Source organism: Streptomyces sp. NPDC006012 (assembly GCF_042871185.1).
Lineage (GTDB): Bacteria > Actinomycetota > Actinomycetes > Streptomycetales > Streptomycetaceae > Streptomyces.
The window spans coordinates 1-26484 of the sequence record NZ_JBIAIE010000018.1; the positions used below are offsets into that span (position 1 = coordinate 1).

At 71.7% G+C, this 26484-nt stretch carries 18 protein-coding genes and 1 riboswitch; of the genes, 4 read left to right on the forward strand and 14 right to left on the reverse strand.

Going from position 1 to position 26484, the window contains the following annotated elements; all coding sequences use genetic code 11:
* Nucleotides 1-547: 547 nt before the first annotated feature.
* From ACFYPJ_RS26375 to mfd, 9 genes are all read right to left on the reverse strand, one after another.
* A complete protein-coding gene (locus ACFYPJ_RS26375; RefSeq protein WP_389021928.1) occupies nucleotides 548-1246 on the reverse strand; it encodes a transglycosylase family protein in 699 nt (232 codons plus the stop codon).
* A 4-nt stretch (nucleotides 1247-1250) separates the two neighbouring features.
* Nucleotides 1251-1418: riboswitch (cyclic di-AMP (ydaO/yuaA leader) on the reverse strand.
* 182 nt (nucleotides 1419-1600) lie between these two features.
* A complete protein-coding gene (locus ACFYPJ_RS26380; protein WP_389021931.1) occupies nucleotides 1601-2704 on the reverse strand; it encodes a transglycosylase family protein in 1104 nt (367 codons plus the stop codon).
* 194 nt (nucleotides 2705-2898) lie between these two features.
* The gene (locus ACFYPJ_RS26385) at nucleotides 2899-4179 is read right to left on the reverse strand and encodes a cytochrome P450 (protein WP_389021934.1); all 1281 of its coding nucleotides are present in this window, start codon (nucleotides 4177-4179) and stop codon (nucleotides 2899-2901) included.
* Complete coding sequence (locus ACFYPJ_RS26390) at nucleotides 4176-6110, reverse strand: hypothetical protein (protein WP_389021937.1); 1935 nt, start codon at nucleotides 6108-6110, stop codon at nucleotides 4176-4178. Before ACFYPJ_RS26390 ends, ACFYPJ_RS26385 begins: the two co-directional genes overlap by 4 nt.
* A 308-nt stretch (nucleotides 6111-6418) precedes the next feature.
* Nucleotides 6419-7423, reverse strand: coding sequence for a nucleoside triphosphate pyrophosphohydrolase (locus tag ACFYPJ_RS26395; RefSeq protein WP_389021940.1), 1005 nt, complete (start codon nucleotides 7421-7423; stop codon nucleotides 6419-6421).
* A 355-nt stretch (nucleotides 7424-7778) separates the two neighbouring features.
* On the reverse strand, nucleotides 7779-8429 hold the full coding sequence (locus tag ACFYPJ_RS26400) for a SurA N-terminal domain-containing protein (RefSeq protein WP_389021943.1): 651 nt from the start codon (nucleotides 8427-8429) through the stop codon (nucleotides 7779-7781).
* 214 nt (nucleotides 8430-8643) lie between these two features.
* Nucleotides 8644-9471, reverse strand: coding sequence for a glycoside hydrolase domain-containing protein (locus ACFYPJ_RS26405; RefSeq protein ID WP_389022306.1), 828 nt, complete (start codon nucleotides 9469-9471; stop codon nucleotides 8644-8646).
* A gap of 395 nt (nucleotides 9472-9866) precedes the next feature.
* Nucleotides 9867-10574 carry an HNH endonuclease family protein gene (locus ACFYPJ_RS26410; protein ID WP_389022309.1) on the reverse strand — a complete coding sequence of 236 codons (708 nt, stop codon included), beginning with the start codon at nucleotides 10572-10574 and terminating at the stop codon, nucleotides 9867-9869.
* Nucleotides 10575-10867: 293 nt separating this feature from the next.
* Entirely contained in the window at nucleotides 10868-14437 is a 3570-nt protein-coding gene (mfd, locus tag ACFYPJ_RS26415) for a transcription-repair coupling factor (protein ID WP_389021946.1), read from the reverse strand.
* Nucleotides 14438-14580: 143 nt separating this feature from the next.
* Here mfd and ACFYPJ_RS26420 point away from each other — a divergent pair, with 143 nt between their 5' ends.
* Nucleotides 14581-14856, forward strand: coding sequence for a type II toxin-antitoxin system Phd/YefM family antitoxin (locus ACFYPJ_RS26420; protein WP_389021948.1), 276 nt, complete (start codon nucleotides 14581-14583; stop codon nucleotides 14854-14856).
* Complete coding sequence (locus ACFYPJ_RS26425; protein ID WP_389021951.1) at nucleotides 14853-15107, forward strand: type II toxin-antitoxin system RelE/ParE family toxin; 255 nt, start codon at nucleotides 14853-14855, stop codon at nucleotides 15105-15107. The genes ACFYPJ_RS26420 and ACFYPJ_RS26425 overlap by 4 nt, the downstream gene beginning before the upstream one ends.
* Nucleotides 15108-15223: 116 nt before the next feature.
* Here the strand turns inward: ACFYPJ_RS26425 and ACFYPJ_RS26430 are convergent, their stop codons facing one another.
* Together ACFYPJ_RS26430 and ACFYPJ_RS26435 are read right to left on the reverse strand one after the other, a co-directional pair.
* Complete coding sequence (locus ACFYPJ_RS26430; RefSeq protein WP_389021954.1) at nucleotides 15224-17788, reverse strand: ABC transporter permease; 2565 nt, start codon at nucleotides 17786-17788, stop codon at nucleotides 15224-15226.
* Nucleotides 17785-18573: an ABC transporter ATP-binding protein gene (locus tag ACFYPJ_RS26435; protein ID WP_389021957.1), complete on the reverse strand. Its 789-nt coding sequence runs from the start codon at nucleotides 18571-18573 to the stop codon at nucleotides 17785-17787. Before ACFYPJ_RS26435 ends, ACFYPJ_RS26430 begins: the two co-directional genes overlap by 4 nt.
* A 550-nt stretch (nucleotides 18574-19123) precedes the next feature.
* On the opposite strand from ACFYPJ_RS26435, the gene ACFYPJ_RS26440 reads away from it, so the two are divergent.
* Entirely contained in the window at nucleotides 19124-20617 is a 1494-nt protein-coding gene (locus ACFYPJ_RS26440) for an MFS transporter (protein ID WP_389021960.1), read from the forward strand.
* A gap of 80 nt (nucleotides 20618-20697) precedes the next feature.
* On the opposite strand, the gene ACFYPJ_RS26445 is transcribed toward ACFYPJ_RS26440, so the two are convergent.
* The 3 genes from ACFYPJ_RS26445 to ACFYPJ_RS26455 all read right to left on the reverse strand — a co-directional run bounded on the left by ACFYPJ_RS26445 (nucleotide 20698) and on the right by ACFYPJ_RS26455 (nucleotide 25473).
* The gene (locus ACFYPJ_RS26445; protein ID WP_389021963.1) at nucleotides 20698-21585 is read right to left on the reverse strand and encodes a cellulose-binding protein; all 888 of its coding nucleotides are present in this window, start codon (nucleotides 21583-21585) and stop codon (nucleotides 20698-20700) included.
* A 164-nt stretch (nucleotides 21586-21749) separates the two neighbouring features.
* Nucleotides 21750-24437, reverse strand: coding sequence for an SUKH-4 family immunity protein (locus ACFYPJ_RS26450; protein WP_389021965.1), 2688 nt, complete (start codon nucleotides 24435-24437; stop codon nucleotides 21750-21752).
* Between the two features lie 7 nt (nucleotides 24438-24444).
* On the reverse strand, nucleotides 24445-25473 hold the full coding sequence (locus ACFYPJ_RS26455) for an SMI1/KNR4 family protein (RefSeq protein ID WP_389022311.1): 1029 nt from the start codon (nucleotides 25471-25473) through the stop codon (nucleotides 24445-24447).
* 307 nt (nucleotides 25474-25780) lie between these two features.
* Between ACFYPJ_RS26455 and ACFYPJ_RS26460 the strand changes: the two genes are divergently transcribed.
* Nucleotides 25781-26332, forward strand: a complete 552-nt coding sequence (locus ACFYPJ_RS26460) for a YwqJ-related putative deaminase (protein ID WP_389021968.1) — start codon at nucleotides 25781-25783, stop codon at nucleotides 26330-26332.
* The last annotated feature ends 152 nt before the right edge of the window (nucleotides 26333-26484 follow it).

Genomic DNA, 26484 nt, shown 5'->3' on the forward strand with positions numbered 1-26484 from the left:
CACCCCCCAGGTCATGCCTTCGACAGGGGGACACAGTCATGCCGGGCCCGGAGGCCAGCGGCCCTCTTGCAGGACCGCGAAGAACATAACGGGGGAGGGCCGCCACTGTGCGGGGGCTGTGACCGGGACCGGGCTACGGATCGGCTGCTGCTTCAGAAGCAACAGCCGGGGGGGCAGGTGCGAGCGCCTGGGACAAGTGCGAGCGCCTGGGACAAGTGCAACCACCGGAGCCAGGAACAACCACCGGAGCCAGAAGGCAACCACCGGAGTCAGAAGCAACCACCGGGACGGTTCTGGAGCGGTCTGATAGGAGTGCTTCAGGAGCGGATCGGCGGGGTCACCGAGCGGCCGGGGAGTGCATCAGAAGCGGACCGGCCGCGTTGCTGACCGGCGGAGGGGAGTGCTTCCGGAGCGGACCGGCTGTCTCGCTGACCGGCGGCCGGACCGGCGGGGTCACCGGCCGGCCGGGGAGCGCTTCAGGAGCGGACCCCGGGCCGCCGCTCGCGGAGCCGGCGGCCGGGGCCTGCGCCCGAGGCGGTTGCCGGGGTCACTTCAGGTGGAACTGCTGACCCGGGTAGATGAGGTCGGCGTTCTCGACGATGTCCTTGTTCAGCTCGAACAGCTTCTGCCAGCCGCCGGCGACGTGGTGCTTCTCGGCGATCGAGCTGAGGGTGTCGCCCTTGACGACCTTGTACTCGCCGTCGCCCTTCTTGACCTTCTTGCCCGTCGGGGTGGTGACGGTCCTGCTCGCGGCCGGGCGGTCGGCGGAGCGGGAGGCGGCCTGCTGCTCGGTGGCACGGCTGGAGGTGGAGCCGGTCGAACCGGAACCGCTGGAGCCGGAACCCGAACCGCTGGAGCCGCCACCGGAGTAGGGGCTGCCGGACAGGCCCGTGCCGCAGACCGGCCAGGCGCCCTTGCCCTGGCTCGCGAGGACCTTCTCGGCGACCGATATCTGCTGCGCCTTGGTGGCCTTGTCGGCGGAAGCCGCGTACTGCGTGCCGCCGTAGGCGGCCCAGGTGGAGGCGGAGAACTGCAGGCCGCCGTAGTAGCTGTTGCCGGTGTTGATGGACCAGTTGCCGCCGGACTCGCACCGGGCGACGGCGTCCCACTCGGAGGCGGTGGCGGCGGAGGCGTTGCCGACGGCCATCAGCGGGACGGCGACGGCGGCACCGGTGACACCGGCGAGCGCGACGACACGGGTGGCCTTGGACGGGCGACGGTGCTTGCCCTTGCTGGAGAACAGCATGGATCGATCCCCTCACCGACGCCTGCGAGGTGAGCTGTCGGGTTCGGGCCGGTTGAGTTGCCCGGCCGCACCTCCGCGTGGAGGCACGGCTTCACCCCTAGCCGCTTCGGTCAACCGACCGCAGCGGCACCTACCTTGGGTCCCCCGCTCCTGCCTACGGCGCTTGACGCGACGGCTGTTCCCGTACGGCCGCTGGCAGGATTCGGCGTTGCGGCAGCCGGGGCCCGCGGTGGCGAGCGGTCATGACCGTAGACACGCGATCCGCGGAATTTCAAAGACGATCAAGGCTTCTGAGACTCATCCCACACTTTCACCAAAGCGGACATTAAGCCCGAAGCGGGATGCCAACTCCCGCTATCCGGCGTGCCCTTCAGCCGCGGCCTTCAGGGTCTGACCGGGGGTGATGTGATCCGGGTCGGAACCGATGGCCTTCTTGTTGGCGGCGTACAGCGCGTGCCAGCCGCCGTCCACGCCAAGCGAGTCGGCGATGGAGCCGAGGGTGTCGCCGGCCCGGACGGTGTAGGCGTGCTTGCCGGACGGCGCAGCCCCTCGGCCACCCGTCCCGCTTGTCCCGCTTTCATCCGCACTGCCACCCCGGTGACGGCCGCCGCCGTCCAGGGAACCGGTGTCGACCAGGCTCCAGGAGCCGCCGGTCCGCCAGGAGTTGTCCTCATCGGCCGAACCGGGGGATTCCGTGGATGAACCACCGATTCCCGGCGAAGCACTGGAGTCAGGCGATGCCGACTTGTCGGACTTGCCGGATTTTGCAGGCCCGCCCGTCGCGCCATGGCCCACACCCGGACTCGCGCTCGCGCTCGGCGACGGAGAGCCGGACGGCGAACCACCGAGGAGGGAGCCCGAAGTGGAATCCGAGGAGGTGTCGGACGACGGCGGCGAGTCGGACAAGCCAAGCGAGCCGGTCAATCCGGACGAACCAGATGAACCAGATGAACCAGAACCGTTCGCCGAACCCTTCGAACCCGACTCGTCCGAATCCTCCCCATCCTCCGAATTCTCCGGGGAATTCTTCTGGCCGGTCGAGGAGCCACCCGTGACGCCGGTGTCGACCCCGACATGGCCCGACTTGGCGGAGAGCCCGGAGAGCAGGGCGCAGGTGGCCCAGGGGGTCGTCCCCTGGTCGGCGAGGATCTTCTCGGCGACCGCGATCTGCTGCTGGCGGCTGGCCTGGTCCGGGGTGGCCGCGTACTTGTCACCGCCGTACTTGTCCCAGTCCTGCTGCGAGATCTGCAGTCCGCCGTAGTACGCGTTGCCCGTGCTGGCGCTCCATGAGCCGCCGCTCTCGCACTCGGCCACCCGGTCCCAGGTGGTGCCGTCGGCCGCACTCGCGGCGGTGGCGGCGAGGAGCGGGATGGCAATCGCGGAGCCGGTCACTCCGGCCGCGACGACGAGGGCCGGAGCCTGGCGGGGGCGACGGTGACGACCGTTCCCGGTGAGCATGCGGAAGCCTTTCGCGCGACGGCACTGACCGGTGCGGTGGATCGTGCCGGACTACCGCACCGAGGGGTGAACGTATAGGCATACGATCCCTTGTCACAAGTTAATGCCGCACGGATCACATGAAGATCACAGCCGTGAAACGCTGTCATTTTCCCTTTCCGGCAAGGGCGTACGGCATTTCGCAGTCCGGTCGATCACCGGACAGGGGTGAACTCCACCGGCAAAGTGCGCAATCCGCGCATGATGAGCCCGCCTCGCCACCGCAGATCGGCCGGATCCGCCGCAAGTCGCAGATCGGGGAGGCGGGTGAGGAGGGTGGCGAGCGCGGATTGGCCCTCCAGCCGGGCGAGCGGGGCGCCGAGGCAGTAGTGGATTCCGTGCCCGTAGCCGAGGTGTTGGTTGTCACGCCGGCCGAGATCGAGCACGTCCGGATCGGCGAACCGCTCCGGGTCCCGGTCCGCGGCGGCCAGAACGACCAGGACGGGGTCGCCGGCCGCGATCCGCTGCCCGCCGATGTGGACCGGCTCGGTGGCGAACCGCCAGGTGGCGAGCTCCACCGGACCGTCGTAACGCAGCAGCTCCTCGATCCCGCTCGCCAGCAGCGCCCGGTCCCCGGCCGCGAGGGAGTTCTGCAGCCGGTCGCGCTGCCCGGCGTGGGTGAGCAGCGCGTAGGTGCCGTTGCCGATGAGGTTGACGGTCGTCTCGAACCCGGCGAACAGCAGGATGAAGGCCATCGCCGCCGCCTCGTTCTCCGTGAGGTGCTCGCCCTGGTCCGAGGCGCGGATGAGGCCGGAGATGAGGTCCTCGCCGGGCGCGGGCTCGGCGGGCAGCGCGGCGCGCTTGCGGTGGATCAGCTCGGCCAGGTAGCCGCGCATCTTCTTCACCGACCGGGCCACCCCGCCCCGGGGCCCTCCCCCGTGCCGGATCATCATCCCCGCCCAGTCCCGGAAGTCGTCCTGGTCCTCACGCGGAACGCCGAGCAGGTCGCAGATGGCGTAGATGGGCAGCGGGAAGGCGAACTCATGGATGAGGTCGGCCGAGCCGCTGGCCGCGAACCGGTCGATGAGCTGATCGCTGAGCTGCTGCACCCGCGGTGCGAACTCGGCGACCCGCCGCGGCGTGAACGCCTTGCTGACCAGCCGGCGCAGCCGGGTGTGGTCCGGCGGGTCGATGTTGAGCAGATGCGTCATCAGCTCGGCCTTGCGCTCCCCCGGGATCCCGGTCTTGCCCTTGGCGTGCTCGGGCTCGTCGTGATGTGCCGGATTCTTCGACAGCCGCGGATCGGCCAGCGCCTGCTTCGCGTCCGCGTAACGCGTGATCAGCCATGCCTCGACCCCGCTGGGCAGTTCCGTCCGGTGCACGGGGGCGTGCTCGCGCAGCCAGGCGTACGCCGGGTAGGGGTCCGCGGCGAACTCCCAGGTGAAGAGGGAGGGCGCGGCGGGGGCTGAGGCCGGGGGGAGGGGCTGGTCGGTCACTCTTCGACGGTATCGGGCGCGGGCACGTGGGAACGGCTCCGGTCCCACCAGTACCGGGCGCGGACCTCGTAGATCACGGCGAGCTGCCGGGCTGCCTCCACCGCACCGCGTCGCGCAGCCGCCTCCAGGTACGGGATCGCCTGCCCGTCGTCGCCACGGCGCAGCAGCAGCGTCGCCAGTTGGAGGACCGCCGGCTGGTGCCCGAGGTCCGCGGCCCTGCGGTACCAGTCCTCCCGCTCCGTCCCCTCGGTCAGCGACGCGAACCGCATGATGACCGGGATGTCGCCCCCGTCCACCCGCGGTCGCAGCGCGGCCCGGGCCCCGTCCAGTACGGCCGCGCGGTCGACCTCCCGGTCCCCGAGCAGCGTCCACCACACGTCGTCCGGAACGGGCGGCAGGCCGCCCGACCGCAGCGCCTCAGCGACGAGCGCCCCGTACGCCCGCCACGTGCCGGTCTTCTCCCCCGCCACGAGCAGCCCGGAAATCCCGAACATCGGCGCCGTGGCCCAGGCCAGCCCGGTTTCGAGGGCCTCCCGCTCCGCGCCGTGGGCCGGATAGCAGGCCGCCGCCCGCAGCAGCAGCTCCACCGGCACGGCCTCCGTGACGCCGCACCGCGCCAGGTCGACGGCCGCCCGCACCAGCAGCCGCCCGCGCGGATGCTCGGTCTGCGTGCCGAGGCGCTGCCACTCGTCGTACAGCAGGTGCCCGATCGCGAAGTAGGAGGCGGCACCCTCCCGCCCGCTCCACATGTAGGCCGGGTACGCGCGCGGGTCGTCGGTGTGCCCGGCCAGCCGCTCAAGCTCCGACTCGCTCCATTCCCGGGCCAGTTCGACCGTGCGGGCCAGCGCCAGCACGCTCTCAGCCGGGCCGGTGCCGGAACGCCGCCGGTAGTACTCCCGCGCGGACATCGTGCCGAGCACCACCACACCGCGGCCGGTGAAGCGCTGCAACAGCCGCCGGTCCAGTCCGCCCGGGCCGAGGTGGTCACTGAGTTCGTCGAGCCAGAGGACCCGCTTGCCCGGACTGTCCTTCAGCTCGCCGGGCAGCCGGCGAAGGTCGTCGTGCGGATCGGGGGCGTACAGCAGGTAGCCCTCCTCCGCGAGCGACCGTACGGCGTTCCACGCGGTGTAGGACTTCCCGGCGCACGGTTCGCCCAGGACCACCACCAGTCCGCCCCGCCCCAGCAGGCCCCGCAGCTCCGCGTCGCAGTCCCGGGGGACGTACGGCGGCACCTCCGGCAGCCCGGGCACGAGCCGGGTCGGCCGCACCCCGAACCACACCGGGTCGGCCTCGTCCACGGGGCCCCACAGCCCGGTCGCGGGCCCGGGCGCGACCGGGTAGGTGAGGTACTGCACGCCGACCACCTGGGCGTGGAAGGTGGCGTCACGGAAGTCGAGGTGATCGGCGGACCTCGCCGACCCGTGATCCTGGGCGGGGGCCTCCGGTGCGGGGGTGTGGGGCGCGGGGACGCTGGCGGGCGCCTGTGGTGTGGGGTCGTGGACGAGTGGTGCCGGTGCCGACGCGGGGGCGCTGACAGGTGATGCCGGTGCGGGCAAGGGGGCGCGGGCGGGCGCAGCGGATGCGGGCGCGGGATGGTGGATGGGCGAAGCCGGTGCGGGGGTGTCCGTGTGTGGGGCCGGTACAGGGGAGTCCACGAGCGGCAAAGGTACGGGGGCGTCCGCTGGTGGGGCCGGGGCACGGGTGTCCACGAGTAGCGTCGGGGCGCGGGCGTCGGCGGAAGCGAGGCGGGTGGGTGAGCCGTCGGCCGTGTCGGAGTGGGCAGTCCCGGAGTCGGCGGTCTCGGGATCGGTGTCGTCGCAGTAGATGTCGGCGGAGTGAGCCTGGCCGGGGGGAGCGAGGTCGACGTGAGCGAGGTCGGGTTGCGTGCTGTCGGTGAGCGCGGACTCGGAGAGCGCGTTGACGGGAACCACCGGTCAGGCGCGGGCACGGGGCGGTCCGCGGTCCGCATCCGGTCGACGAACCGGCGGTAGGCGTCCGGGCTCTGCTCCCGCAGCGTGAGCAGGTAACCGCGCAACGCATCACGGCTCGCGTAGCCGGGAAACGGTAACTCCCGCTGCGCGTCCTGCACCTCCAGGAGCTTGCCCACGAGCCATTCCAACTCCCGCTCCATGCAACGCCCCCACGCGTAGCCGCCACCCGTGTGGCCAACGGTACTCGCGGCTGATCCGCCCGGCGGCCTCCGAGCGCTCCCTGAGCGGTCCCAGGTCCCCGGTCGGCGCTAGGCGTCCACCCCCTCGACGGTCCGCACCGCGTCCCGGTAGGCCCGGGCCGCCGCCCGCAGCGCCGCCTCGGGGTCCACGCCCGCCGCCTCGGCTCCCGCCGCCAGCGCCAGCAGTTCGTAACCGATGCCCTCGCCCCTTGGCAGCGGCACCTCAAGGCCGGCCGTGCGCACACGGGAGGCGAGCTTGGCGGCCAGGGCCAGCCCCGGCTGGCCGAGCGGGACGCCGTCGGTCACCGAGGCACGGCGTTTCTCCTCCGCCTTCGTACGCAGCCAGTGCTCCTTGACGTCCTCCGGGGTCTTCGCCGTCTCGTCACCGAAGACGTGCGGGTGGCGGTGGATCAGCTTGGCGACGATCCCGCCGGCCACGTCGTCGACGGAGAACGGCGCGTCGGTGTCCTCCTCGGCGATGCGGGAGTGGAAGACGACCTGGAGGAGGAGGTCGCCCAGTTCCTCCCGCAGTTCGGTGCGGTCGCCGGCCTCGATCGCCTCGACGAGTTCGTACGCCTCCTCGATGCTGTACTTCGCCAGGCCCTCGTGGGTCTGCCGGGACGACCAGGGGCACTCGGCGCGGATGCGGTCCATGACCTGGACCAGGTCGAGCAGCCGGGCACCGGGCAGGTCGTACGAAGCGGGGAGCAGTTCCAGCTCGGGCATCCGGACGCGGCCGGAGCCGGCGAGCCGGGCCAGTCCGTCGGTGAGGGCCGGTTCGCCCTCACCGGTCGCCACGACCGCCACCGTGTGCCCGCCGGCGCAGGCGTCGACCAGTTCCCCGGCGGTGGGGGACGCCTCGTCCACGGTTATGCCGGCCTCGCGCAGATAGGGCAGCTGCGGGTGGGCGCCGTCCGCGCACAGCACCCGGTCGGCGGCGCGCAGCGCCTGCCAGGCGGGCCAGGAGAGCAGGCCGGGCGCGACGCGGTGGCTGGTGGTGAGCAGGATGACGCGGCCGGGCGGGGCGTCCGGGCCCGGTTGCGGAGCGGCGGCATCGAGGCTGGTGGTGTTCACTCATCGAACGTAACGCACACCCGCCGGCCGCCCAGCGAATTATCCACAGGCCGGGGCCGTCGGTGCGATCGTATGACCGCACCCCTCGCACGGACCGGCCACTCCGGCCACCCCCGGGTGGATCAGACACGCCCGAGTGGACCGGAGACCCCCGAGTGGACCGGAGACCCCCGGGCGGACCGGAGACCCTCGGGCGGATCAGACGCCCAGGGATGGATACCCCTGGGCGGACCAGACGCCCCGGAGTGGACCAGACACCCCTGGGTGGACCACCGGTCGGCTCCTCCCCCGGCGGCTCAGACGCACCGGACGACCGGATCCGCATCGTCACCTGCGGCCGACCCACCCTGGCCGGCTACGCCGTCTGCTGCTGGGGCCCCTTCTCCGTGATCTCCCGCAGCCACGGCGTCTTCGCGTCGACGCGGCTGCTCCTTTCGACGTCCCAGGCGCCGTAACGCGGATTGAGGTCGACGTGGAGTTCCGCGGAAGCGGAGGACAGGGCCTTCCAGAAGGCGGGCGTCGTGGTGTCGGTGCCGAGCTTCTGGGCGAGCTTCTGGGCCTCCAGCTGGAGCCGGAGGTTGTCGTCGAGCCGCTGCGGGGCGACGCCGTACCGCTGGAGCCACGTCGTCTCCAGCGCCGTCGCGCCGCCGGCCTGCTGCTCCAGGCTGGTGCGCATCTGCTGGACCTCCTTGCGTGCCACGGTGATGTGCTGGTCCTGCGCGGCGCGGTGCAGCACCCGGTCCAGGACCATGTTGTGCAGCGTGTCCCGGGTGAGGGCGCTGGTGGAGCCAAGGACCTGCTGGTACTGGGTCTCGTCGGGCACGGCCGCCTGCTGGGCCCGGCGCACCTCGTTCACCCGGCCTTCCAGCTGGGCGACCGTGATCCGGTCGCCGCCGACGACGGCCGCCGCGCCCGGATGCGTGTCGCTTCCACAGGCGGTGAGCAGGGGTGCCGCGGCGGCGATCGCGGCGGACAGGACGAGCGCGGTGCGACGGCGGCGGTGCAAGGAAGCCTCCCGAGGAGATTGTGCGACGGTGCACAAAGTCTTGCGGTGATCGATGGTAGGCAGTGGGCAGGCTCTGGCCAACCCATTGGACCAACGATTCGCCCGGTGTTCGGGTACCGCTGGTGGGCGCCACCGTTCGCACCGTTCTGGAGGGCCCCGCACGCCACCGCTCCGGCCTGCTGTTCCAGCCCACCTTCCGGCGTCGGGAGCCAGGTCAGCCAGTGATGGCGACGGGCGCGTCCCAGGCGTCACGGTCGACGGTGATGGTGTAACCGCCCCGGGTCTCCTTGCTGTTGACCATGTACTGGTGGCCGCGGCTGTGACCGGTGAACTGGGTCGCGCCCCACGGCCAGTCCGAGGTCGTCGTGTACTTCTGGTCGTACAGCGCGTACCAGAGGTTGCCCGGCAGGTCGGTCTTGTTCGTCGCCGTGGCGATCGCCTTCGCGCTGGAGGAGGCGAAACCGTAGTAGCCGGCGCGGTAGATCTTGCCCCGCAGGGTCTTGGTGAAGGAGCGCACGTACGCCAGCACCGCGTCGTTGCACGACTTGTTGGTGACGTCGTACGACTCCATGTCGAGGTAGACCGGGCTGCCCGCCTTCATCCCGAGCGCGGCGGCCTTGGCCACGGCGTCCTTGCCGTCGGTCGCGCCGAGGGAGGTCGCATTGGCGGCGGTGAGCTTCTCCGACTTGGTGCCGGTCTGGCAGGGCGGCTGGGCACCGACGTAGATCGGGATGAGTTTCCAGCCGGCCGAGCTGACGGACTTGACCCAGGACGCGGTCAGGTTGGGCTGCGCGCAGCCTCGGTTCTTGCCGCCGACGTAGACGGCCGCGGCGCCGTAGAGGCCGCCGCGCCATGCCTTCATCGCGGCGAGCGACGGCGCGGTGCAGGCATCGAAGGCGCGGCCGGTGTACGTCTTCTGCGCGGGCCACGTCGTGGCCGCCATCGAGGTCTGCGCCGCGATCCCGGCGCCCGCGACGACGGCGGCCCCCGTCACGCCCCACATGAGGTATCTACGTCTCTTCGACTGCCGGTGACCGGCCATCTCCACCCCTGGTTCACGGTATTCGTTGTTCATTATGTTCATGACATTGGCGCGCAGGCGGTGCATACGGTGCCTACGCGGATGCTCCACGGCAGGCGGACGCACGCGGCGTCCGCCGAAAGAATCCGAGCCCCGACGTGTCCCCCCGACGTGTCCCCCTGACCTGCCCTGGACGCCCTTCCCTTGACGCGGCAACGTCCGTACAGAGGTGTACGCGTGCGCGCATGTACGCGTACAGGGATGTACGCGTACGCACGGGACTCGGGCGCCGAAGAAGCAGCACCGTACCGAAGACCGCCCGTCAGCGCGGCGAACAGTTCCTCTTGATCATGACAAGAATCTCTCCGGGCACGGCAAAGACGAGGAGTCTCCGGCGTGCGCCGGCCCGGCGGGGCTCACTTCGCGTGGAAGCGGGACGGCGCCTTCGTCGGGTTGCCGCCGGAGGGGAGTTTCTCGTTCGGGCAGGCGGAGAGGACCTTCTCCATCGCGGACCGCTCCGCGCTCGTCACCCACAACTCGTACTTCTTCTTCACCGCGACCTGCGCGGCGACGTACGCGCACCGGTAGGCATGGTCGGGCGGCAGCCAGGTAGCCGCGTCGCCGTCGCCCTTGCCGCGGTTGGTGCTCGCGTCGACGGCGAGCAGGTTGAGGGGGTCGTTGGCGAGGGCTATGCGCTTGCTCGCGTCCCAGTACTTGGCGCCCTTCTGCCACGCGTCCGAGAGGGCGACGATGTGGTCGATGTCCACCTGGCTGCGGCCGCGCCGGTACGTGATGTCCTTGCCGGAGTACGGGTCGGGTTCCAGCACTCCGGAGGAGACCTTGCAGTCGCCGCCGGTGAACTTCACCTCCCGCAGGTCCCGTTTGAGGATGTCGTCCCGGGTGTCGCAGGAGTTGGAGTCGGTGTCGGCCCAGGCGGTGCCGAACCGGTCCCGGGCATAACCGGTCTTCGGCGCACGTCCCTTGACGGTCAGTGACTTCGCCGCGGCGAGGGCCGCGCCCCCGGCCCCTTCGGGTCCGGAGGAACCTTTCGTCTCACTTTCCGTGCAGCCGGCCACGGCGAACAGCACGACGGCGGCGGTGACGGCCCCGCCCCTCAGACGCATCACGGCGCGTCCCCCTGGATCTCTGCTCCGCCCCACCCCGGAGCAGATCGTTGCCGTCCCACCGTAGCGACTGGCCGGCGGGCAGCAGCAGAGGGCTCACAGGAGCATCGGAGGCAGACCGGGCGTATTCCGGTCGTGCCACGGGATGCGCCGATCCCCGCCCCCTAGCTGCATGGATCCGCTACGGGGCGGGGATCGGCGCGGATCCGCTACCGGCTGGGGCGGCGACATCGATCCCCTTCCGGCCGGGAACAGCATCGATCCCCTACCGGCCCGGAACCGATGTCGATCCGCTACGAACCAAGGATCGTGGTCAGGAATTCGCCGACCCAGGCCAGCAGTTCGCGGCCGACCAGGGGCTTGCCGCCCACCTTCGCGGTCTTCGGGCGGGGGACCAGGACCTGGTGGGCGGCCTGCTTGATGACGGTGCCCGGGTAGAGCCGCTTGAGCCGCAGTTCCTGCGACTCGCGCAACTCGACCGGCGCGAAACGGACGTTGGTGCCCTGGAGGACGACCTCGCCGACCCCGCAGGCGCGCGCGAGCATCCGCAGGCCGGCCACCAGCAGCAGGTTCTCCACCGGTTCGGGCAGCTTGCCGTAACGGTCGGCGAGTTCCTCGCGTACGGACCTGATGTCGTCCTCCGAGTTGGCGGAGGCGATGGCCCGGTACGCCTGGAGGCGCAGCCGCTCGCCGGGCGCGTAGTCGTGCGGGACGTGCGCGTCGACGGGCAGCTCGATCTTGACCTCCAGCGGCGGTTCCTCCTGGATCCCGCCGGTCTCCAGCTGCCGCCGGTAGTCGGCGACGGCCTCGCCCACCATGCGGACGTACAGGTCGAAGCCGACGCCCGCGATGTGTCCCGACTGCTCGCCGCCGAGCAGGTTGCCGGCGCCGCGGATCTCCAGGTCCTTCATCGCGACGTACATGCCGGCGCCCATCTCGGTGTGCTGGGCGATGGTCGCGAGCCGTTCGTGCGCGGTCTCCGTGAGCGGCTTCTCCGGGGGGTAGAGGAAGTAGGCGTACCCGCGTTCCCGGCCGCGGCCCACACGGCCGCGCAGCTGGTGCAGCTGGGAGAGGCCGAAGGTGTCGCCGCGCTCCACGATCAGCGTGTTGGCGTTGGAGATGTCGATGCCGGACTCGACGATCGTCGTCGACACCAGTACGTCGAACTTCTTCTCCCAGAAGTCGACGACGACCTGTTCGAGCGCCGACTCCGACATCTGGCCGTGCGCGGTGGCGATGCGCGCCTCGGGGACGATCTCGCGCAGCCGGGCGGCGGCCCGGTCGATCGACTCGACCCGGTTGTGGATGTAGAAGACCTGGCCCTCGCGCAGCAGTTCACGGCGGATCGCGGCGCCGATCTGCTTCTCCTCGTAGGGCCCGACGAAGGTCAGCACCGGGTGCCGTTCCTCCGGCGGGGTGGTGATCGTGGACATCTCGCGGATGCCGGTGACCGCCATCTCCAGGGTCCTGGGGATCGGGGTCGCGGACATCGTCAGGACGTCGACGTTGGCGCGCAGCTTCTTCAGCTGTTCCTTGTGCTCGACGCCGAAGCGCTGCTCCTCGTCGACGATGACCAGGCCGAGATCCTTGAACCGGGTCTCCGAGGAGAACAGGCGGTGGGTGCCGATGACGACGTCGACGGCGCCCTCCTGGAGCCCTTCCAGGACGGCCTTGGCCTCGGTGTCGGTCTGGAAGCGGGACAGGGCGCGCACGTTCACCGGGAACTGGGCGTAGCGGTCGCCGAACGTCCCGAAGTGCTGCTGCACCAGCAGCGTGGTCGGCACCAGCACCGCGACCTGCTTGCCGTCCTGCACCGCCTTGAACGCGGCCCGCACCGCGATCTCCGTCTTGCCGTAGCCGACGTCGCCGCAGACCAGCCGGTCCATCGGGACGGATTTCTCCATGTCCTGCTTGACCTCGGAGATCGTGGTCAGCTGGTCGGGCGTCTCGGCGTACGGGAAGGCGTCCTCAAGTTCGCGCTGCCAGGGGGTGTCCGTGCCGAAGGCGTGTCCGGGGGCGGCCATCCGCGCGCTGTACAGCTTGATCAGGTCGGCGGCGATCTCCTTGACGGCCTTCTTCGCGCGCGCCTTGGTCTTCGTCCAGTCCGCGCCGCCGAGGCGGTGCAGGGTGGGGGCCTCGCCGCCGACGTACTTGGTGATCTGCTCCAGCTGGTCGGTGGGGATGTAGAGGCGGTCGCCGGGCTGGCCGCGCTTGGCGGGGGCGTACTCGACGACCAGGTACTCGCGGGTGGCGCCCTGCACGGTGCGCTGCACCATCTCGACGTAGCGGCCGACGCCGTGCTGCTCGTGGACGATGTAGTCGCCCGCTTCCAGGGTGAGCGGGTCGATGGTCTTGCGGCGGCGGGTGGGCATCCGGGCGCCGTCCTTGCCGGCCGCCTTCTGCCCCGAGAGGTCGGTCTCGGTGAGGACGGCGATCCGCAGGTCCGGGTCGACGAAGCCGTAGTCGATCGAGCCGCACGCCACGTGCACGACGGACGGTGCGATCTCCCCCAGGTCGATGTCCAGGCGGGCGGCGACGCCCTCGCCGCCGAGCACCTCGACGGTGCGGGAGGCCGGTCCGTGGGCCTCGGTGACGAAGACGGTGCGCCAGCCGTCGGCGAGCCAGCCCTTGGTGTCGGCGAGCGCCTTCGCGGTGTCGCCGCGGTAGGTCTCCGTGGCGTGCATGCGCAGCTTGAGGGTGTCCGCGTCCCCCGCCGTCTCCCCCGTCGCGTCAGCGGCGGCCGTCAGGGACTCGTCGGCGGCGAACGGGGACACCGACCACCACATCATGTCCAGCCCGCGGGCCCGCTCCCGGACGTCCGCGATGGACCGCAGGGAGGCCGCGCCGACGTCGATGGGGGCGTCGCCGCCTCCCGCGGTGGCCGCCCAGGACGCCTGCAGGAACTCCTGGGAGGTGGCGACCAGGTCGGCGGCGCGCGTGCGGACCCGCTCCGGGTCGCAGACGACGGCCATGGCGCCCGGCGGCAGGACGTCGAGCAGCAGCTCCATGTCGTCGACCAGCACGGGGGCCAGCGACTCCATGCCCTCGACGGCGATGCCCTCGGCGATCTTCCCGAGGAGTTCGCCCAGCTCGGGGTGGTCCTCGGCGAGGGCCCGTGCACGCGCGCGTACGTCGTCGGTCAGCAGCAGTTCACGGCAGGGCGGCGCCCACAGGCCGTGCTCGGCGACCTCAAGGGAGCGCTGGTCGGCGACCTTGAAGTAGCGGATCTCCTCGACGTCGTCGCCCCAGAACTCGATGCGCAGGGGGTGTTCCTCGGTGGGCGGGAACACGTCGAGGATGCCGCCGCGGACCGCGAACTCGCCGCGCTTCTCGACCAGTTCCACGCGCGCGTACGCGGCGGCGCCGAGCGCGTCCACGATCTGGTTCAGATCGGCGTTCTGACCGGTCCGCAGGGACACCGGTTCGAGGTCGCCGAGGCCCTTGACCTGCGGCTGGAGCACGGAACGCACGGGAGCGACGACGACGGAGACCGGACCGGTGGCCGGGTCGTCGGAACTGGGGTGGGCGAGCCGGCGCAGTACGGCGAGGCGGCGGCCGACGGTGTCGCTGCGCGGGCTGAGCCGCTCGTGCGGCAGGGTCTCCCAGGAGGGGTACTCGACGACGCCGTCCGCATCCAGCAGCGAGCGCAGCGCGGCGGCCAGGTCCTCGGCCTCACGGCCGGTCGCCGTCACGGCCAGCACGGTGCGGCCGGCCTCGCGGGCCAGTGCGGCGATTGCGAAGGGGCGGGCCGCCGGGGGGCCGACCAGGTCGACGTGCATGCGGTTGCCGTCGGTCGCCGCCTTGATCGCTTCCGCGAGGGCGGCGTCCTTGACGACGGCGTCGAGCAGACCGTGCAGGCTCATGGAGGGGGTTTCCGTCCTGATATGGGCAACGCGAATCACCCGACACGCGGGGCGGGCCGGGGGTGTCCAGCCTACGACGCCCGCGAAGCGTTCACCCAGGAGAGCGATCGACTCTACGGAGAGTGAACTGTACAGTTCTGCACATGAGTGCATCGTTCCCCATCACCGAGGCTCGCGCCCAGTTCGGCTCCCTCGTGCGCCGGACGGCGACCGCACGCGAGCGCATCACCATCACGGATCACGGCCAGGACGCGACCGTGTTCATAAACCCCCAGGAGCTGGCGGAGCTGGAGTCGCGACTTGAGGACCTGGAGGATCAACTGGCTCTGGCCCAGTACCGAGCCCGACAGGCCAGCGGTGAAGTCATCGGCATCCCGCAGGACGAAGCGCGCGCACGACTCGGGCTGGAGCGCCGGTGAACTACACGGTCCTCTGGGACGAACCGGCCCTCGACACGGCGGCCAAGTACCTGGCCGAAGACCCCGACGGCTTACGCCAGGTGTTCACCGCCACCGATCGTCTCGCCTCCGATCCCCGGCCATCGGAAACCGCCGAATACCGCTCGCGCAATCTGCGTCGGATGCGCGTCGGGCGGTACCGCGTCATGTACGAGATCGCCGAGAGCACCGTCACCGTCTTGGTGATCCATCTCGGCCGTCGAACAGCATGACGAAGGCCGGGCCCGGTGGATGATCCACCGGGCCCGGCCCTTTCCCCCGCAACCCCCGTCCGCGGTGGCCGCGACGCGCCGAGCCGCTGCTCGGTCGCGCGCTGTTCGCTCGCGTGCTATTCGGTAGCGATCGCGTTCAGTACGTTCATCCGGCCCGCCCGGAACGCCGGGATCAGCGCGGCGAACAGGCCCACGAAGGCCGACCCGACGAAGACGCCGATGATCGTCGGCCAGGGGATGTCCAGGACGCCCAGGCCCTCCAGCGCGAGCAGCTTCTGTGCGGTCGCCCCCCAGCCCATGCCCAGGCCGAGGCCGAGGAGGGCGCCGAAGAGGGCGATGACCACGGACTCCATCCGGATCATGCGGCGCAGCTGGCGCCGGGAGAGGCCGATGGCCCGCATCAGGCCGATCTCCCGGGTCCGCTCGACCACCGACAGCGCCAGGGTGTTCACCACACCCAGGACCGCCACGATGATCGCCAGGGCGAGCAGGCCGTAGACCATGTTCAGGAGCTGGCCGATCTGGTCCTTCAGCTCCTGCTTGAAGTCGGTCTGATCGCGCACCTGGTACGTCGGGTACTTCTTCAGCGCGCCCTTCAGGGCCGCGTACGCCTGCTTCGCCTGTCCGTCGTCGGCCTTCGCGAACATGATCACGTTCGGCGGGATCTGGCTCTTGGGGACGTACTTCTCCATGGTGGCGATGCTGGTGTAGCGGGCGCCCTGGTCGATCGCGGTGGAGTCGTCGGTGACGGCGGCCACCTTCAGCTTCGCCGTACGGCCGCCCTTGAAGGCGACGGTGATGGTGTCGCCGACGTGCACGCCGTGCTTCTTGGCGTAGTCGGAGCCCACCGACATGGCGTCGGTGCCGTAGGCGTTCTTCAGGGTGCCCTCGGTGGTCGGGCGCCGCAGGTCACCGGCGTACGACGGGTCCGCGGCCGTGATGCCCGTGTCGTCCTTCTTGCCGTCGGGCGAGACGAGGGTGGCGTCGAGCATCTTGTAGTTGGTGACGTGGGCCAGGCCCGGGCTGTGCTCGATGGCCCGTTGCGCCTGCGGGACGATCGGCTGGTTGCCCTCGATGATGAAGTCCGCACCGACCGACTTGTCCAGTTCACTGGTGGCGGAGGCGACCATGGAGGAGCCCACCACCGACAGACAGGCGACCAGCGCCAGGCCGATCATCAGGGCCGCGCCGGTGGCTCCGGTGCGCCGCGGGTTGCGCAGGGCGTTGCGCTCGGCCAGGCGGCCGACCGGTCCGAAGGCCCGCAGCAGGACCGCGCTGATCACCCGGACCACGCCGCCGGCCAGCAGCGGGCCGATGACGACGAAGCCGATCAGGGTCAGCACGATGCCCAGGCCGAGCAGGAGCGAGCCGTCGCTCGCCTTGTGGGCGCTGGCCGCCGCGTACAGGGAGACCGTGCCGGCGCCGGTGAGGACCAGGCCGATCAGTGCGCGGATCCAGCCCGAGCGGACGTCGGCCGGGGTGCCCGCGTCGCGCAGCGCGGCCATCGGGGAGACCTTGCCGGCCCGGCGGGCGGGCAGGTAGGCGGCCAGCACGGTGACGACCACGCCGAGCACCACGCCCACCACCGGGGTGGTGGCCTTGATGGTCAGGTCGCGCGTCGACAGTTCCATGCCCGCCGCGCCCATGAGCTTCATCAGGCCGACCGCGATGCCGACGCCGGCGGCGACGCCGAGGATCGAGCCGATGAAGCCGAGCAGCAGCGCCTCGATCAGCACCGACCGGTTGACCTGCTTGCGGGAGGAGCCGATGGCCCGCATCAGGCCGATCTCCCGGGTGCGCTGGGCGACCAGCATCGAGAAGGTGTTGATGATCAGGAAGATGCCCACCAGGAACGCGATCCCGGCGAAGCCGAGCATGGCGTACTTGATGACGTCCATGAAGGAGCCGACGTCCTTGCGGTTCTCGTCGGCGTTCTCCTTGGCCGTCTGGAACTTGTAGGGCCCGGTCAGCGCCTGGGCGACGCTCCGCTTGAGCTGTGCGTCGGAGACGCCGGCCGCGGCGGTGACGTTGAGCTGGGTGTACCGGCCGGCGGTGCCCAGCAGTTGGTGCTGGGCGGTGGGGGTGTCGAAGTAGACGACGGCGGCACCGGGGTTGGTCACCTTGAAGGTGGCGATGCCGACGATCCGGGCGGTGAAGTCACCGGTCTGCGCGATGGTGCGCAGTTCGTCGCCGATCTTGAGGTGGTGCTTGTCGGCGGTGTCCGCGTCGACCATCGTCTCGGCCGGGCCGCGCGGGGCGTGCCCGGAGGTGATCTCCATGGACCGCAGGTCGTTGCTGGTCCAGTTGCCGGCGATGGTGGGGGCGCCGCTGGTGGCGCCGACGTTGTTGTTGTCGCCGTCGACGACGGTCACCTGCGTCGAACTGACCGCGCCCTCGGCCGACTTGACGCCGTCCACGGACTTGACCCGGTCCAGCGTGGCGGCGGGCAGGGACAGCGGCACGCCGTTCTGCGGGGTCCCCTCGTTCTTGGCTTCCTTCGGTGCGACGGTGACGTCGGACGCGGTCACCGCGAACAGCTTGTCGAACGTCGTGTTCATGGTGTCGGTGAACACCAGCGTGCCGCACACGAACGCGACCGAGAGCAGCACCGCTGTCGCCGACAGCGCCATGCGTCCCTTGTGCGCGAAGAAGTTGCGCAGCGCGGTCTTCAGGACGGTCATGACGTACGCCCCCGGGCGTCGAAGTCCTTCATGCGGTCGAGGACCTGCTCGGCGGTGGGCTGGTGCATCTCGTCGACTATGCGGCCGTCGGCGAGGTAGAGGGCCCGGTCCGCGTAGGAGGCGGCCACCGGGTCGTGGGTGACCATCACGATGGTCTGGCCCAGTTCGTCCACCGACCGGCGCAGGAAGCCCAGCACCTCGGCGCCCGCCCGGGAGTCGAGGTTTCCGGTCGGCTCGTCACCGAAGATGATCTCCGGCCGGGCGGCCAGCGCGCGGGCCACGGCGACCCGCTGCTGCTGCCCGCCGGACAGCTGGGTGGGCCGGTGCTTGAGCCGGCCGGCCAGTCCGACGGTCTCCACGACCCGGTCCAGCCACGCCTTGTCCGGTTTCCGGCCGGCGATGTCCATGGGCAGGGTGATGTTCTCGATCGCGTTCAGCGTCGGCAGCAGGTTGAACGCCTGGAAGATGAACCCGATCCGGTCCCGGCGCAGCTGGGTGAGCTTCTTGTCCTTCAGACCGGTGATCTCGGTCTCGTCCAGGAAGATCTGTCCGGCGGTCACCGTGTCGAGACCGGCGAGGCAGTGCATCAGGGTGGACTTGCCGGACCCCGAGGGGCCCATGATCGCGGTGAACTGACCGCGGGCGATGTCCACGTCGACGTGGTCGAGTGCGACGACCCGGGTCTCCCCCGAGCCGTACGCCTTGACGACCTGCCGCGCCCGCGCGGCAACGGCCGTACGCTCGCCAGTACCCCCATGCCTGGGAATGGTCACAGCCGATGTCACGGTAAGTCTCCTATGTCGGTTTTGCTGGTGCTGGATGGATGCCGGCGGGCGTGTGAGGACGCGCAGCGGTACGACGATGAGTCTCATGGCTGACGGAGGTGGCGCGCGCTGGTGCGCGGCCCCGTCTTCTCCTGGGGAAAACCCCACCCCCGCCGTTGGGAGCGTCGCCCCCCAGCGACGTAAAGCCAGGTTAAGGACGACGGCCGCGGCCTTTCGTCCTCCGCCGGTACGAACCCTCCCCCCACCCCAGTACGGAGGTCCCCCTAAGGGGCGTCCACCACTGGGTGGACCCCCTCCGGGAACCTGTCCACCCTTCGCCCCAGGACGTCTCCACCCCGCCGGCGAAGCCATCCGCCCTCCCGCCCGGGACGCCCGAACCCTCCCACGGGGACGCCCGAACCCTCCTGCCCAGGTAGTCCGCACCCCCCGGCCCAGGAAGTCCGCGCCCTCCCGCTCCGGAATCATGCGCCCTCCCGCAGCGTCAGGAACAAGTGCGAAGCTGTGTACGGCAAATAGCTGCATAGGGAAGCAAAACAGGGAGGGACTCCGGGTGAGCCGCACGAAACCCGCGATACGGGACGCCGCTCAGCAGACCGGAACGAGCCGTCGGGGCGCCGTGGTCGCGGCCCTCATGCTCGCGATGGCACTGGCCGCACTCGACTCCACCATCGTCTCCACGGCCGTCCCACAGATCGTCGGCGATCTCGGCGGCTTCTCCGTCTTCTCCTGGCTGTTCTCCGGCTACCTGCTCGCCGTCACCGTCACCCTCCCCGTCTACGGCAAGCTCTCCGACACCTTCGGCCGCAAACCGGTCCTGGTCGCGGGCGCGATCGTCTTCCTCATCGGTTCGCTGCTGTGCGCGCTCGCCTGGAACATGGGCGCGCTGATCGCGTTCCGCATCGTGCAGGGCCTGGGCGGCGGGGCCCTTCAGGGCACGGTGCAGACCCTCGCGGCCGATCTGTACCCGCTGAAGGAGCGCCCGAAGATCCAGTCCAAACTGTCCACGGTGTGGGCGGTGTCCGCGGTCGCGGGCCCCGGACTCGGCGGCGTCCTCGCCGCCTACGCGGACTGGCGGTGGATCTTCCTGGTCAACCTGCCCATCGGCGCGGCGGCCCTGTGGCTGATCGTCCGCCACCTCCACGAGCCGGCGCGCGAGCCGCGCAGGACCCCGCGCATCGACTGGGCCGGCGCGCTCGCGGTGTTCGCGTGCGGCGGGGCGCTGCTGACCGCGCTGGTGCAGGGCGGGGTGGCCTGGGCCTGGCTGTCCGGGCCGTCCCTCGCGCTGTTCGGCACGGGCCTGGCCCTGGTCGCGGTCGTGGTGTGGGTGGAACGCCGGGCCGCGGAGCCGATCATCCCGGGCTGGGTGTGGCGCCGCCGCACCATCGCGGCCGTCAACCTCGCACTGGGCGCGCTGGGCCTGCTGATGGTGGCGCCCACGGTGTTCCTGCCGACGTATGCGCAGTCGGTGCTGGGCCTCGCCCCGGTGGCCGCCGGATTCGTCCTCTCCGTCTGGACCCTGACCTGGCCGGTGTCCGCGGCCCTGAGCCAGCACGTGTACCGGCGCATCGGCTTCCGCGACACCGCGCTGCTCGGCATCGGCGCGGCCACGCTGATCCTGTTCGCGTTCCCGTTCCTGCCCTACCCGGGCGCGGCCTGGCAGCCGACGCTGCTGATGCTGCTGCTCGGCGCCGCGCTCGGCCTGTTCCAGCTGCCGCTGATCGTCGGCGTCCAGTCGACGGTCGGCTGGACGGAGCGCGGCACGGCCACCGCCTCCGTCCTCTTCTGCCGGCAGACCGGCCAGACCATCGGCGCCGCCGTGTTCGGCGCCATCGCCAATGGCGTCCTGGCCGCCCGCCTGGGCGGCGCGGGCGACCTGGACTCCGTCACCCGCTCCCTGGACGACGGCACCGCCGTGGAAGCCACCCGGCACGCGATCGCCGACGCGGTGCACGCCGTGTACCTGGGAGCGGCCTGCGCGGCGGCCCTCGCCTTCCTGGCCCTGCTGCTCCTCGCCCCGCGCCGCTTCCCGGTACTGACGGACTGACGGGAAGGACTCAAGGACTGACGACGTCCGGGTGTGACGTCCGGGCGCCGCGGGCGCGGGTCACTCCGGTTCGCTCCGGTTCACTCCCAGGCGGTACGCCCCGTCAGGGAGGTGAGGCTGTTGCGCACGCAGTCCATCTGCGCCTGCATCTCGTCCCACTCCTCACCGTGCTCACGCAGCACCCGCTCGGTCTCCCGCGCGATCCGCTCCTCCTCCGCCCGAGCCGCGGCGACGATCTCGGCGGCCCGCACGTGCACCTCCTCCTGGTACCGGCGGACCACCTCCCCCGCCGCCCCGAACTCCCGCTGCGCCGCGACGAGCGCGGCCTCGGCCCGGGCCACCGCCTCGGTGTCCCCGATCTCCCGCGCCGCGGCAAGCTCAAGCTCCTCGTGGTCCGCCGCCGCCCATACCGCCGCATGCTCCTTGGCCTGTTCGGCGAGCATCCCCGCGGTTCGCTGCCGCATCTCCCGCAGGGCGGCCAGGGCCTCGGCGCGCTGCTCCTTGACCGCGCGCCGGCAGCCGATGCGCGTCTCGTCCGCCTCGGCCTGCGCCGCGAGCAGCCACCTGCGGGCCCGTTCCTCGGCCTCCTCGCGGAGCACGACCACCTCCTCCCCGGCCGCCCGGCGCACGCCGAACCCGTACTCCTCGGCCCGGGCCACCTCCTCCTGCGCGGCACGCCGGGCCGACTCCCGCAGCACCGCCGCCTCCTCCTCGGCCAGCCGGAAGATCTGCCGCGGCCCCTCGCCGAGCGTCTCGTACGTCTGCGGCACCGCCCGCCCGGCCGCCTCGCGCAGCCGGTCCGCCTCCGCCTCCATGTCCTTGGCCAGTACGGTCAGCCGCGCGGCCCGCTCCCACGCCGCGTCCCGCTCCTGCGAGAGCGCCGCCAGGTACGCGTCCACCTGCTCGGCGCGGTAGCCGCGCCCCCGGACGCTCAGGAAGCCGTGCGACGACATCGATGCGCTGCTCATCCCGGGAACCCCTCTCCGTCGAACACACACGAAATGATGATTTCGACGCACAACAGGATGAAACAGGCACAAGCGCTAATCGGCCGCAAATGTTTATGACACGCAAAGAGGGCCGGATCCGATCACTCGACCGGACCCGGCCCCACGGGCTCACCTGGACGCGACTACAACAGGCCGTCCCACATCTGCTCCAGCAACACCGACCACCAGCTCTCCGGCGAGCCGAGCGCCGCCGGGTCGAGCGAGGCGAGCTGCGCCTGGAAGTCGACGGTCCAGCGGCCCGCCTGCTCCTGGTTCAGCCCGTACCGCAGCCTCCACATCCGGCCGAGCAGCGCCAGACAGCGCACGAACTCCGGCAGCCCGGTGTTCACGAACTGCGGCGGCACGGACGCCCCGCCCGGCCCCGCCTCCATCGGCACCGCGACGATGTTCGCCGTGCCGTACTGCACACAGAGCGACCGGCCGAAGTCGGTGCCCATCACCAGGTACGAGGCCGCGTCCGGGGCGCACCGCACCCCGCGCTCCTGCGCCAGCTCGGCCAGCGTCGGCACCGGCCGGTCCGGCTGGGTCTGCGCCCAGAAGAACGGCCCCATGTCCACCGGCAGCCCGGCCACCACCAGCGTGTGCGCCACCACCGGCGGCACCCCCTGCCGGTCCACCGCGGCCTGCTCGAACCGGTACACGCCCGGCCCGAACGCCGCCGCCAGCTCCTGCGCGATCCCCTCCGGCGGGACCGGCGGCGCGGCGTGCACCGGGGGCAGCGGCGCCCGCACCGGCCCCGGCCGCGCGGGCCCGTCCGCCACCTGGTGCAACTCGCCCTGATGCGCGAGCAGTTGCCGCATGCCCTGCTGCCGGCTCGCGTGGTCCGCACCGTACGGCGCGATGCTCGTGATCCGCGCCTGCGGCCACTGCTCCCGGATCATCCGCGCACAGTAGGCGCCCGGCAGTTCGCAGGACTCCAGCTCCGTGTGGAGTTCCAGCACCTGGTCCGGCGGGACGTTCATGGCGCGCAGCTCGTGGAAGATCTGCCACTCCGGGTGCGGCGTGCCCGGCGCCGACCGCCGGATCAACTGCTGCTCGGAACCGTCCTGCGCGCGATAGCGCAGCACGGCCTGATAGCCCGGGCCGACCGTCGGCTGCGCCTGCTGCGGATAGCCGTAGGCCGGGGGCGGCCCGGGGGCCGGCTGCCCGGGGGCGGGCTGTCCCGGCACGGATTGCCCGGGTGCAGATTGCCCTGTTACATGCTGGCCAGGCATGGATTGTCCCGGTGCGGCTTGGCCCGGTACCGGTCCGGCGGGCGGCGGTACCGCGCCCGGCGGCATCGGCGGCGGGGGGCCCTGCGGCATCCCGGGAGCCTGCGACGAGGCAGGCGCGCCGGGGCCGGCCGGCGGGTTCGGCACGCCCGGGGCACCCGGAGCACCCGGGGAACGCGGCGCACCCGGAGGCTGCGGGGCGCCAGGGGACTGCGGGGCACCCGGAGACGGCTGGGAGCCGCCGCCCACACCGCCACCGCTGCCCGGCAGGTTCACGTCGCCCCATACGGTGGCCGCGTGGTGCACACTGCCCGGCGGGGTGTCGCCCGGGGCGCCGGACGCACCGGGACCGGTGCCGCCCGGGCCGCCGGGGACCTGCGGCGACGCGAACTGCGTGGGTGCGTAATCGCCGGGCGGCGTACCCGGTGCGCCTGTCCTTCCCGGCGCACCCGGCGCACCGGGACCGGCGGCGGGCGGAGGCGCGTTCCCGGGCCGCGCACCCGGGGCGCCCGGCGCACCCGGCGGCGGGGGCGGCATGCCAGGACCGCTGTTCCCACGGCGCGGCGGCGCGGACCTGTTGGTGACGTCACCCGCGCCGGCCACCAGCGGCGTACTCCCCTGTGCCGCCCCCGGCGGAGGCGGCACGGTGGGCCCCTGCGGATGAGCAGGACCGCCCGGCACCGCACCCGGCGGCGGGGGTCCGGGAGCCACCGGCCCCTGCGGACAGCCGTACGAGGGCACGCCCGGCGGAGGCGGCGGCGCGCTGCCCCGCGGCGCACCCGGCCCGGACGGCGGCGTACTCCCGCGCGACGCGTCCTGCGGCGGAGGCGGCAGGGCGCTCCCCTGCGGGGTCGGCACGGGCGGCGGTGTGCTGCCCTGGGGACCGCCCGGCGCCCCGGGCGCGTCCGGGACACCGGGACCCGGTTCGATCACCGTGCGCGGCAGTTGGCTGCCGCCCGGCATCAGGGCCGTCTTCGCCTCCGGCGGGACGGCGGGCGGTTCGGAGCCGTCGTCCGAATCGCCCAACGGCGGTGCGAACACCGTCGCGGGCAGCGGTACGGAACGGTCCTCGCCGAGTTCCGCGTTGGTGTCCGTGCCCGCCCAGGGCGTCGCCCCCGCGGGCGTACCCGGCGAGACCGCACCGGCCCCGTCACCGGCACCGGCACCGGCACCGGCACCCGCCGACGAACCCCCGGACGGGCCCCCGGAGGGACGCCCCTCCGACATCCCCAGCTTGTCCGCCGCCTCCTGCAACCACTCCGGCGGACTCAGCAGGAACGACGTCTGGTTGAGGTCCACCCGCGCCGCGGGCGCCCGCGGCTCCTGGGCTTCGTGCGCCGCCCGGCCGTACTCCTCCTCGAACCGGCGGACCACCTCCCCCACCGGCAACGCCGGCCACAACGTGGCCTCCCCGCTGTCCCGGGCGATCACCAGCCGCTGGGCGCCCGCGTCCGAACGCGGCCCCGCGGCCCGGTCCTCGCCCCACACCACGAAACCGAGTTCGAACTCCCGCACCCGCACCTCACGATGCTGGTACGCGGGCACATCCCCGTTGATCCACTCCTCCGCGCGTTCCTGCGCCTGAGCAAACGTCACCATCGCAAGCTCACTCCCCCGCAGACCCGGCCGACGACACCGGCACCGCACGCGCGAAACCGCCGTCCACCATCAGATTCGCCACCGTCGACAACTCCGGCGGACTGCCCGCGAGCCGCGACAGGAAAGCATCGAAATCCTCACCGCAGGGCAGCAGCAACCGCTCCACCCGCTCCGCCGGCGGCCACGCCGGATCCACGTCCCGCGCATCGTCGTACACGCAGAACCACACCGAACCGACCCGCTCACCCCTGACCTGCACCGCCAGCAGCCCGCCCTGGACGAAGCCCACGCCCAGATAGTCCTTGGTCAGATGGTCACGCAGGCACTTGTTCACATACACCAGGTCGTTGACCGCGGCCTCGTCCCGCACCGTGAAGAACGGCTGGTCCAGCAGCAGCCCCAACTCGGCGTCCAGCGCCGTGCCCACCGGCGCACAACCGCCCGCCGCCTTCAGGAAGGAGCGGTACGCACCCGGCAGCCGGTACCCGAGATCCTCCTCGACCCCCTGCACCTGCTGCTCCGTCACCGCCACACCCGACTTCGGCAGCCCGAAATGCGCCGGACGCGTCTCCTGCAACGGCCGCGTGCCCCGCTTGCCCTGGTCGACCCGGGCCGTGGCGACCCCGCCGTGATGCCGCAACAGCGCCTTCACCTCGACCGGAATCAGCTCAAGGCGCCGCGAACCCACCACGTGGTGCCAGGTCCAGCCGTGCGGAGTGGCCACCTCCGGAACGGTGTCCCACAGTTCGTGCCCGTCCGCCGACAGCGCCGCGTTCGCCGACACATAGTCAGTCAGCCGCAACTCGTCGACGCCGAAGCCCTCCGGCGGATCGGCGATCTCCGCCGCCGCACGCGCATAGGGAGAGAAATCCGGATGACCACGCTCGTCGACCCGTACCCCTCTCGGATGCCGCGCCGCCCGCACCGGATCCGGAAAGTGCACGACCTGCCCGGCATAAGCCGCGTTCGGCGGCGCAGCCCCTCCCCCAGCCTGGCGGCCGGGTGGCGCCCCCAGCCCGGGCCGACCTGTCGTCATGGCGCTTGCCCCCTGCGGCACTCTGTACGGGCCACGACCACACCACGCACGGCGCGCACGACCCGTATCCGACTGTCTGTCCAACGTCACCGACGCGTTGACCGCACCCATCGCGACCCATCGCGGTGCCGACAGCCTATGCGGTACGCAGGCACCGGTCACCGGGCCTCCGCTTCCGTGACCAAAGGTCACCGCACCGTGACAGCCTGCCCAAATCCGGGCGTGTCGCACCGCCCCAGCTTCCGCACCCGCCACGGCATTTGGCACTCTGTGTCCTTCGGGGGATGCCCGGGAGGTAAAGACGATCATGAACGCGACGCAGACGGGACCACATGCGAACGCCCGCGCCGAAGCCCTGGCCGCTACCGGCGACGGGCCGTCGGGCGACCCCCGCATCGGCTGGAGCCACACCGAATCACCCCACGTCCCCACCCTGCTCCACCGCCGCGACGGCATCCTGCCGACCGTCGCCGCCGCCCTCTCCGTACGCGGCGACACCCTCACCGGCACCGCCGCCCGCGGCGACCACGGCCCGTCCCTGCACCCGCTCGTACAGGACTTCCTCGACACCCTCACCAGCGACCAACGCGACCGCTTCACCGGACGCTGCGCCGAGACCATCCTCATCTCACGGCACCTCACCGCCGCCGACGCCACCCGCAGCAAACGCGCCGCCCGCAAACCCATGACCAACGGCGAAGCCCGCAAGGCCCTCAAGCACGCCAAGCTCACCGCCCGCCGCATACGCGAGGACGGCGACCCCCTGCACGGCGCCTTCGCCGCACCCTGCCGCGCCTGCACCGCCCTCATCGACCACTTCGGCGTCCGCATCGTCGACCCCGCCGCGAAGAACCGCTGAACACCCCCGGCCACCACCCGCACTACCCGCACTACCCGCACTACCCGCACTACTTCGCACCACCTGAACCACCCACCCGCACCACCAGAACCACCCCGCACCACCCCGCACCACCCCGCACCACCCGAACCACGCCTAGATCTCGACCGACC